This is a genomic window from Neobacillus niacini (genome assembly GCF_000759675.1).
Classification (GTDB): Bacteria; Bacillota; Bacilli; order Bacillales; family Cytobacillaceae; genus Neobacillus; species Neobacillus niacini_A.
On record NZ_BAWM01000062.1, the window covers coordinates 1 to 340 of the forward strand.

At 37.6% G+C, this 340-nt stretch carries 1 pseudogene; it reads left to right on the forward strand.

The features are described from left to right. A pseudogene (locus TR08_RS19005) lies at positions 1–340 on the forward strand (RNA-guided endonuclease InsQ/TnpB family protein); the annotation flags it as partial.

The window sequence follows — 340 nt, forward strand, 5'->3', positions numbered from 1 at the left end:
TTTAACCAATCAAATAACAACGATCAAAGAAGGAAATGTTCTTAAATTACCTGGAACCCATCTACAGTTAAACTTGGGAAAGGTTGCTCAATCCGAAGGAAAACTGCAACAGGTTCGAATTGTCCCGTCCTATGGTCGCTATGTAGTAGAATTGGTTTTTAAAGGTGAACAACAAAAGGAAATCAAAAGGTCTGATAAGCATGTCAATGATTTGATATTTGAGCCAAAACGAGTAATGGGTATTGATTTAGGAGTAGATAACCTGGCAACTATTGTTGATAACACGGGGCAAAAGCCTCTGCTTATCAAGGGCACAAGGTTAAAATCGATCAATCAATAC